At 68.7% G+C, this 7,766-nt stretch carries 8 protein-coding genes; 4 read left to right on the forward strand and 4 right to left on the reverse strand.

All coding sequences use genetic code 11. The annotated features are described in order from the left end of the window. Positions 1–12: 12 nt before the first annotated feature. Positions 13–1,503, reverse strand: a complete 1,491-nt coding sequence (locus tag ACFYTS_RS26845) for a flavin-containing monooxygenase (protein WP_387308036.1) — start codon at positions 1,501–1,503, stop codon at positions 13–15. A 70-nt stretch (positions 1,504–1,573) separates the two neighbouring features. Here ACFYTS_RS26845 and ACFYTS_RS26850 point away from each other — a divergent pair, with 70 nt between their 5' ends. Further along, a complete protein-coding gene (locus ACFYTS_RS26850; protein ID WP_387308038.1) occupies positions 1,574–2,584 on the forward strand; it encodes an AraC family transcriptional regulator ligand-binding domain-containing protein in 1,011 nt (336 codons plus the stop codon). A 113-nt stretch (positions 2,585–2,697) separates the two neighbouring features. Then, positions 2,698–2,925, forward strand: coding sequence for a hypothetical protein (locus tag ACFYTS_RS26855; protein WP_357288717.1), 228 nt, complete (start codon positions 2,698–2,700; stop codon positions 2,923–2,925). Between the two features lie 21 nt (positions 2,926–2,946). Here the strand turns inward: ACFYTS_RS26855 and ACFYTS_RS26860 are convergent, their stop codons facing one another. Both ACFYTS_RS26860 and ACFYTS_RS26865 read right to left on the reverse strand, forming a co-directional pair. Then, positions 2,947–3,753 (reverse strand): nuclear transport factor 2 family protein, encoded by an 807-nt coding sequence (locus tag ACFYTS_RS26860; protein WP_387308040.1) that lies wholly within the window; start codon positions 3,751–3,753, stop codon positions 2,947–2,949. Between the two features lie 66 nt (positions 3,754–3,819). Next, entirely contained in the window at positions 3,820–4,689 is an 870-nt protein-coding gene (locus tag ACFYTS_RS26865; protein ID WP_357288678.1) for an LLM class F420-dependent oxidoreductase, read from the reverse strand. Between the two features lie 127 nt (positions 4,690–4,816). On the opposite strand from ACFYTS_RS26865, the gene ACFYTS_RS26870 reads away from it, so the two are divergent. Together ACFYTS_RS26870 and ACFYTS_RS26875 are read left to right on the forward strand one after the other, a co-directional pair. Beyond that, positions 4,817–5,362 (forward strand): YdcF family protein, encoded by a 546-nt coding sequence (locus ACFYTS_RS26870; RefSeq protein WP_387308043.1) that lies wholly within the window; start codon positions 4,817–4,819, stop codon positions 5,360–5,362. Positions 5,363–5,466: 104 nt separating this feature from the next. After that, positions 5,467–7,059 (forward strand): GMC oxidoreductase, encoded by a 1,593-nt coding sequence (locus tag ACFYTS_RS26875; protein ID WP_387308045.1) that lies wholly within the window; start codon positions 5,467–5,469, stop codon positions 7,057–7,059. A gap of 19 nt (positions 7,060–7,078) precedes the next feature. Here ACFYTS_RS26875 and ACFYTS_RS26880 read toward each other — a convergent pair whose 3' ends face one another. Next, the gene (locus ACFYTS_RS26880; protein WP_357288684.1) at positions 7,079–7,666 is read right to left on the reverse strand and encodes a hypothetical protein; all 588 of its coding nucleotides are present in this window, start codon (positions 7,664–7,666) and stop codon (positions 7,079–7,081) included. Positions 7,667–7,766: the final 100 nt, after the last annotated feature.

The raw sequence follows: 7,766 nt of genomic DNA on the forward strand, positions 1-7,766 counted from the left end.
GTGAGACCAGCGTCACACCCGCTGCAACTCCGCGGCGGCCACCGGACGCAGGGTTTTGCTCAGATCGGTGCGCATGACCGTCGCGGTGTCGAGCAGATAGTTCTGACGGACCGTCCACGGAGTGCGGTCGCCCTGGCGCGGGAAATCACCGATCGATCGCTGGACGTAGCCGGACGCGAGATCCAGCAGCGGCCGTTCGCGCAGCGCGCGCTCCGGCTCCGGGACCACCGCGGTGTAGCCGTTGCGTTCCATGTAGCCGAGCACCTTGCAGACCAGGCGCGAGGTGAGGTCGGCGCGCAGCGTCCACGAGGCGTTGGTGTAGCCGATGCAGACCGCGAAGTTGGGCACGCCGGTGAGCATGGCGCCCTGCCAGACGAACTGCTCCGACAGCGCGACCGGGGTCCCGTCGACCACCAGGTCGATGCCGCCGAACGCGAGCAGCTGCAGACCGGTGGCGGTGACCACCACGTCGGCTTCGATCACCGTGCCGGACTTCAGCCGGATGCCTTCGGGCACAAAGGTTTCGATGTGATCGGTGACCACCTCGGCCTTGCCCTTGCGCATGGCCTTGAAGAAGTCGGCGTTGGGCACCGCGCACAGTCGCTGGTCCCACGGGTCGTAGTCGGGGGTGAAGTGCTCGGCGACCAGGGCCTCGTCCTTCAGGATCCGGGTGGTGAGCCCGGTGAGCAGCTTCTTCGCGGCCTCGGGCCGGCGGCGGCAGTACTGATAGAAGCCGATGTTGAACAGGATGTTCTTGGTGCGGATGAGCCGGTGTGCCAGATCGGCGGGCAGCAGTTCGCGCATCCGGTCGGCCACCTTGTCACGGCCGGGCACCGCGGAGATCCAGGTGGGGCTGCGCTGCAACATGGTCACCAGTTCGGCCTGCTCGGCCATGGCCGGGACCAGGGTGACCGCGGTCGCGCCGCTGCCGATGACCACCACGCGCTTGCCCGCGTAATCCAGGTCCTCGGGCCAGAACTGGGGGTGCACCACGGTGCCGGTGAAGTCGTCGATGCCGGGGAACACCGGATTGTGGCCCTGGTCGTAGTTGTAGTAGCCGGAGCAGGAGTACAGGAAGCCACAGGTGAGGACGCGGCGCTCCACCCGGTCGCCGGTACGCTGCTCCAGCGTCAGGGTCCAGCGGGACTCACCGCTGTTCCATTCGGCGGCAAGAACTTTGGTGCCGAACCGAATGTTCCGGTCGATGCCGTTCTCCGCCGCGGTCTCGGTGATGTAGCGCAGGATGGACGGCCCGTCGGCGATGGACTTGGCGTCGCGCCAGGGCTTGAACGGGTAGCCGAGGGTGAACATGTCGCTGTCGGAGCGGATGCCCGGGTAGCGGAACAGGTCCCAGGTGCCGCCGAGCGCGTCGCGCGCCTCGAGGACGGCGTAGCTGCGGCCGGGCTGCTCGGTCTGGAGCCGGTACGCCGCGCCGATGCCGGAAAGCCCGGCTCCGACGATGACGACGTCGAGGTGTTCAGCGGGGGTCTGCGCGGCGTTCATGGCTTCCAGTCTGTTGGGCTCGGGATTCGGTTTCTTGACACTACGCGACAACTATTTGATCCTGGACGACATGTCGGTGATCAGATCCGCGGGCCTGCGCGGATTCCGCGCCACCGTGGCCGAGCTGGGCGGGAACGCCGAGGAGCTGGCGCTCGCCTGCGGTCTGCCGGTCGCCGCCCTCGACACCGACGATCTGCTGGTCCCCGACCAGGCCGTGGCGGCGGTGCTCGAGCTGGCCGCCCATCAGCTCGACTGTCCCGATCTGGGTCTGCGCATGGCGCGGCGGCAGGATCTGGACATGCTGGGCCCGCTGGCCCTGGCCATCCGCAACGCCACCAGCCTGGCCGCGGTACTGGAGTGCACCTCGCGCTACCTGTTCGTGCACGCTCGCTCGCTGAGCCTGACCATGGAACCCGACCCGTACGGCGACCGCGGCGTCATCGCCCTGCGCTACGGCCTCAGCACGCCCGGCGCGCCCACCCCCGTGCAGGGCACCGATCTCGGATTGGCCTTCGTGCACAGGACGATTCAGCGGCTCGTCGAGGACCGCTACGGGCTGCGCTCGGTGGAACTGCCCTACCGGCCCGCCGCGCCCATCCGGGCGTACGAGGAGTTCTTCGGCGCGCCCGTGCGCATCGAACGCCCGGCCGCGCTGCTGCGGGGCCCGGCCGCCCTGGGCGACCGGCAGCTCGCGGGCGGTGACGAGAACCTGCACCGGCTGGCCCTGGCCTTCCTGGCCGGACAGTCCGGCGACGCCGCCGCGGCCCTCGCCCCGCGGGTGCGCACCACGCTCCAGAAGCTGCTGGGCACCGCCGCCCCCGAGATCGACGCCGTGGCACGGCTGCTCACCATCCACCCGCGCACGCTGCAGCGGCGGCTCACCTCGGAGGGCACCAGCTTCGGGGCGATTCTGGACGATGTGCGGCGCGCGGAGGCGCGGCGCTACCTGACCACCACCGACATGCCGATGAGCCAGGTCGCCTCGCTGCTGGGGCTGGCCGAGCAGTCGGTGTTCACCCGCTGCTGTCAGCGCTGGTGGGGGGCAACGCCGACCGCGGTGCGCAAGGGCAAAACGGTCTGACCACAGGGCTTGTCAGAAAGACCGGCTCGAGTTGCGCTGCACCCATTGGCAAATCATGCACGGCGAGTCGTGCAAGAAACGCCATCGATTTGCCGGATTGGCGCGTGTCGATCATGGTCATGTGCCGCTCGCGCGCGCAGGATGTGCAGATGATCGCCGAATGCCCGTCCTGCGCTTGGCCCTCGCCCGCCTCCATCTCCTCCCACCGCGGTGTGCAGTACCACCGTTGCGTGTGTGGACAGTGGTTGATCAGCGTCCACGGAAAGGTGGTCGGCGCGGCCGGGGGCACCACGTTCAGCGGGGAGAATCCCCTGGCCGAGATCGCCGGACTCCGGGACTGACCCGTCCCGGAGGGGCCGGAATCAGGCCGCCGACACGAAGATTCGCGCGGACTCGATACGCAGGCCGCGCTCGGCGAAGTCGAATTCGGCGATGCCCCGGCCCTCGCGGGTGTCCACCGACACCGTCACCGAATGACCTGCGGCGAGGGCCTTGTCCCAGCGCACGCCCTTGACCCGGGTGGCGAAGTCCTCCAGCGACATCGCGCCGTCGACACCCCACTCCAGGCGCGGCACCGGCGCCAGAACGGCACGGGCACTGGACGAATCGCCACGCGAGACCGCGTCCAGCAGCCGCTCGGCCGCCTGCTTGCCCGGCGCGCCCACACCGCGCAGCCCGGACATGAAGCCCATCGCGCCGCCCAGACCCTGGTTTCCCAGCAACTGCGGGCCCAGTTTGGCCCCGGCCAGCAGACCCTTCGTGCCCGATCCCATGAGCTGGCCGATCATGCCCGCCAGCTCCCAATGTGCGCGCAGGCGACGAATTTTCAGCACGTCGTCCACCTCGGCCAAGTCGTAGCGCAGGTGCATGGGCACGTGCAGGGTGACCCCGGTCGACATGGTGGTGGCGATGCTCAGATCGCGGAAGACCGTCATGCCGCACACCACGTCATTGGTGACGTCGAAGGCGATGCCGTTGGGTCCGATGAAGGTGTCGTAGAAGCGCTCGATGGCGGCGCGGCCCACGTGCGGGCGCGAGCCGACCGGGTCCTCGACGCTGCCGTCGGCGGCGAAAAGGCCCACCCAGGCGGCCTTGTCGTGCGCGCCGACCGCCTGCGGTGAGGCTTCGACGGTCGCCAGCAGTTCGGCGGCGGTGGGGTTCGCGGGCACGGTGTCCTCCAAGTGGTAAAGCCAAGCGCGCGCGATGATACCGAACCCCAGGCGGGTAATCCGGAATCAGATGGCGGCCAGCCGCGGCAGCAGCCGCTCGGCGAACTCGGTGGCGTAGGCGACGGGCTCGCGGTCTGGCATGAAGTCCAGCTGGGCGATACCCAGCCCGGCCAGCTGTTCGGCGTCGCGCAGCACCTGGTCGGGATCGGTGAGCGCGATCGGAGCGACATAGAGCGCGGTCTTGCGGATCGCGTCGTAATCGCGCCCCTCGGCCGCGCAGTGCCCGCGCAGCACCTCCAGTTTGTGCGCGACGTCCTCGACCGAACTCGCGAACAGGTTGCAGGCGTCGGCGTAGCGGGCCACCAGCAGCAGTGTCTTCTTCTCGCCACCACCGCCGATCAGGATGGGCGGATGCGGCCGCGACAGCGGTGCGGGCACACAGACGGTCTCGGCCAGCTCGTAGTGCTCGCCCTTGAACGGCCCGTTGTCGGGGCCCCACATCTGCAGGCAGACGCGAAGCGTCTCCTCGAGCCGTTCGAATCGCTCGCCGACCGGGACCACCGGCACGCCGAGGGCGCGCTGCTCGCGCTCGTACCAGGACGCGCCGATGCCGAGTTCGGCCCGGCCGCCGGAGAGCACGTCCAGGGTGGTGACGATCTTGGCCAGCAGGCCCGGATACCGGTACATCACGCCGGTCACCAGGACACCCAACCGCATCCGCTCGGTCAGCGCGGCCACGAAGCCGAGGGTGGTGTAGCCCTCCAGCATGGGCTCGTCGTGGGCGGCGGTGTACTCCATCTGGAAGTAGTGGTCCATGACCGAGAACTGCGCGAATCCCGCCTGTTCGGCGATACGGGCGGTGCGCGCCAGGGTGGGCGCGATCAGCGCGGGCTCGGCGGGGGTCGAAAAGTTCCAGTAGTGCAGGCCCAGATCCATGTCGGACTCCTCTCGTTCCCGGATGACACATGTTGTGTGGCTGGGTGATCCGTTCGCGCGGCTGTCCCCAGTCTGCCCGATCGGGGCGTTCCGGGCAGCCCGGTCGGCGATCGGTACCGTCGAGGGCGTGACTGGTCTCCGGAGGGTCGCCCTGTCCGTCGCCCTGGTGGCGGCGCTGATCACCGGTCTGGCGTTCGCGGGACTGCCGGTGTTCGTGCACCCGCAGGTCGATCCGCTGCGCCCCGCCGACGCCATCGTGGTGCTGGGCGGGACCGCGTACGCGCGCTACGACCTGGGACTGGAACTCGCGCAGCAGGGGTACGCGCCGGAACTGCTGATCTCGCGGTCCACGGGACAGAACGACACGGTGATGGACCGCTACTGCGACGGCGGATTCACCTTCACGGTGTCGTGCTTCGTACCGGACCCGTGGACCACCCAGGGCGAGGCGCGTGAGATCCGGCGGCGCGCCCAGGCCGGGCACTGGCGGCACATCATCGTGGTGACCTACACCCCGCACGTGTCGCGGGCGCGCTACATCGTCGGAAAGTGCTTTTCCGGACAGATCACCATGGTTGCCAGCCCCAGTGATTCGGGTCTGTTGTTCTGGTCGTGGATGTATGTACGGCAGTCCGCCGGTTATGTGCGCGCGTTTCTGCAGCGCGGATGCTGACCCGAAAGATGCGCCCCGGCCGCGCAATTGAGCGGTTACGATGAGGTCCGGGCAAAGGGAAGCGCGTCCTCTCGGGGGTGGATGCGGGTGCGGGAGGATTTCCGGTGCATATCGACGACCTCAGTACCGTGCGGGACAGCGAGCTGGCGGCGGACCTGTGCATCATCGGTTCCGGACCGGCCGGTCTGACCTTGGCCGCCGAACTCGCGGGAAGTTCGCTGCGGGTCCTGGTACTCGAAAGCGGCGGCCTCGAACTCACCCCCGAACGCGATGCGCTCAATGACATAGAGAATGTCGGAGCCGCGCGGGCCCAGCCGTATCGGAATGCGCGCAATCGCATTCTCGGCGGCAGTTCACACACCTGGAGCGGACGTTGCGCGCCACTCGACGAACTCGATTTCGCGGCCCGCCCCTGGGTCCCGTTCTCCGGCTGGCCGATCGGATTGTCCGAGGTGGAACCGTATCTGGACCGGGCGGCCGCGCACCTGGGCCTGGGCTACGGGGCCGGCTTCACCGGCGACCGGTTCTGGGAACTCGCCGATCGGCATGCGCCGCACCAGGAGGTGGACCGGCGCTGGCTGCGGCCCTACTTCTGGCAGATCAGCAAGGACCCCGCCGATCCGTTCGACTCCAAGCGATTCGGACCGCACGCGGCGGAGATCACCGCGAGCAATATTCGAATTCTGTTGAATGCCACGGTGACCCATATAGATACCGATCCCGAAGGCACGCGAGTACTGGCATTACGCGTCGCGGATTCGGCCGGACGCGACCGCAGCGTGCACGCCACCCGCATTGTGCTGGCCGCCGGAGGAATCGAGAACGCGCGCCTGCTGCTCGCCTCGAATCGCATCGTTCCCACCGGAATCGGCAATCGGCACGATGTCGTCGGGCGTTATCTGCTGGATCATCGCTGCGGCGTGGTCGGCATGCTCGACCCGCGCACCTCCGCCGCCGCGCGGGATCGATTCGGCAAATACGTCGTGAAAACCCGCGGCGGCAAACACACGTTCCTGCACGGGCTGGCGCTCTCACCGGAGATCCAGGCCGACGAGGGACTCCTCAACTGCGCCTTGTGGATTCAGGAAGTGCCCGCCGAGGACGACCCCTGGGAGTCGGTGAAGAACCTGCTGCGCGGCCACCTGAACCTCCACGACGCGCGCACCGTCGCCAGCAATCCCGGCCTGCTGCTGTCGGGGGCCAAACGCCGGCTGATCAACCACACCGGCCTGCCGCACAAGCTCGAACAGGTGGAACTGCGCTGCATGGTCGAGCAGAGGCCCGACCCGGACAGCCGGATCAGCCTGAGCGACACCGTCGATGGGCTCGGGCTGCCACATCCGCGCATCGACTGGAAGATCAGCGCCCAGGAGGACGCCACTGTGCGCCGCGCCGCCGCCCTGGTGGCCGGGGAGTTCGCCCGGCTCGGCTACGACCCGCCCGCACTGGACGAATGGGTGCATGAGGCCAGTCCGCTGCCGGCCCGGCTCACCGACTGGGCGCATCCCACCGGCGCCACCCGCATGTCCGCCGACCCGCGCACCGGCGTGGTGGACGGCGACTGCCGGGTGCACGGCATGGAGAACCTGTACATCGCGGGCAGTTCGGTGTTCCCGACCAACGGCCACGCCAATCCGACGCTGACCATTGTGGCGCTGGCGGTCCGGCTGGCGGACGAGCTACGCCGGACCGCGTGACCGCTCGCGCGGCGGGCGGCTACTGCTTGGGCAGCGGCAGATCGATGCCGCCGACCTCGGTGACCTTCCAGTCGCTCGGGTCGACATCGACCGTGTAGTACACGGTGGTCAGCACGCCGTCGGGGTTCTGGGCGTTGGTGGAGTTCACGTTCAGATAGACGTTGACCTTGTACAGGCTGTTGTCGCGGTTGATCACCTGCGCGCTCAGCAGGGTCGGGCTCGAGGTCCACTTCAGCGGAACCAGGATCTCCTGCAGCTTCGAGGAGGTGGCGTCGAACTTGCCCGCCAGCGCCGGGGTGGTGTTGGCCTTGAGCCGCGCGGTCCAGGCGTTGAAGTCGGCGTAGTTGAGGTTGGCCGCGCCCATGGCGTACTCGGAGGCGACTTCCGCGGCGTGCTGGTCGTCGGCCGCGCGGGTGTCGTGCGAGCGCACGTCGCCGCGGGCGGACTGCCACAGCACGGTGACGGTCACCAGGGCGGCGATCAGCACGGCCGCCGCGACCGCGGTCACCAGCGTCGAGACCTTCAGCGACACCGTCTTACCGGCGGGCGGCGCCACGGGCGTGGTGTCCGGCTCGACCGGAGTCTTCGTATCGGCGTCCTGGGACATGGGTCTTCCTTAAGATTTAGGCGGTCCAGGAGGACCGGGTGTGGCTGATGGGTTTCTGCCCTCGAGGGCTCCAGGAGAATGGCCGCCTGGTCCTCCGGGA

The sequence above is a fragment of the Nocardia sp. NPDC004151 genome, assembly GCF_042874235.1.
In the GTDB taxonomy this organism is placed as follows: Bacteria; Actinomycetota; Actinomycetes; order Mycobacteriales; family Mycobacteriaceae; genus Nocardia.

Bases quoted from the DNA above. Each gene is read 5' to 3' on its own strand.
- ACFYTS_RS26880 (WP_357288684.1), bottom strand. From the start codon at position 7,666: ATGTCCCAGGACGCCGATACGAAGACTCCGGTCGAGCCGGACACCACG.
- ACFYTS_RS26855 (WP_357288717.1), top strand. From the start codon at position 2,698: ATGGTCATGTGCCGCTCGCGCGCGCAGGATGTGCAGATGATCGCCGAA.
- ACFYTS_RS26850 (WP_387308038.1), top strand. From the start codon at position 1,574: ATGTCGGTGATCAGATCCGCGGGCCTGCGCGGATTCCGCGCCACCGTG.
- ACFYTS_RS26845 (WP_387308036.1), bottom strand. From the start codon at position 1,503: ATGAACGCCGCGCAGACCCCCGCTGAACACCTCGACGTCGTCATCGTC.
- ACFYTS_RS26865 (WP_357288678.1), bottom strand. From the start codon at position 4,689: ATGGATCTGGGCCTGCACTACTGGAACTTTTCGACCCCCGCCGAGCCC.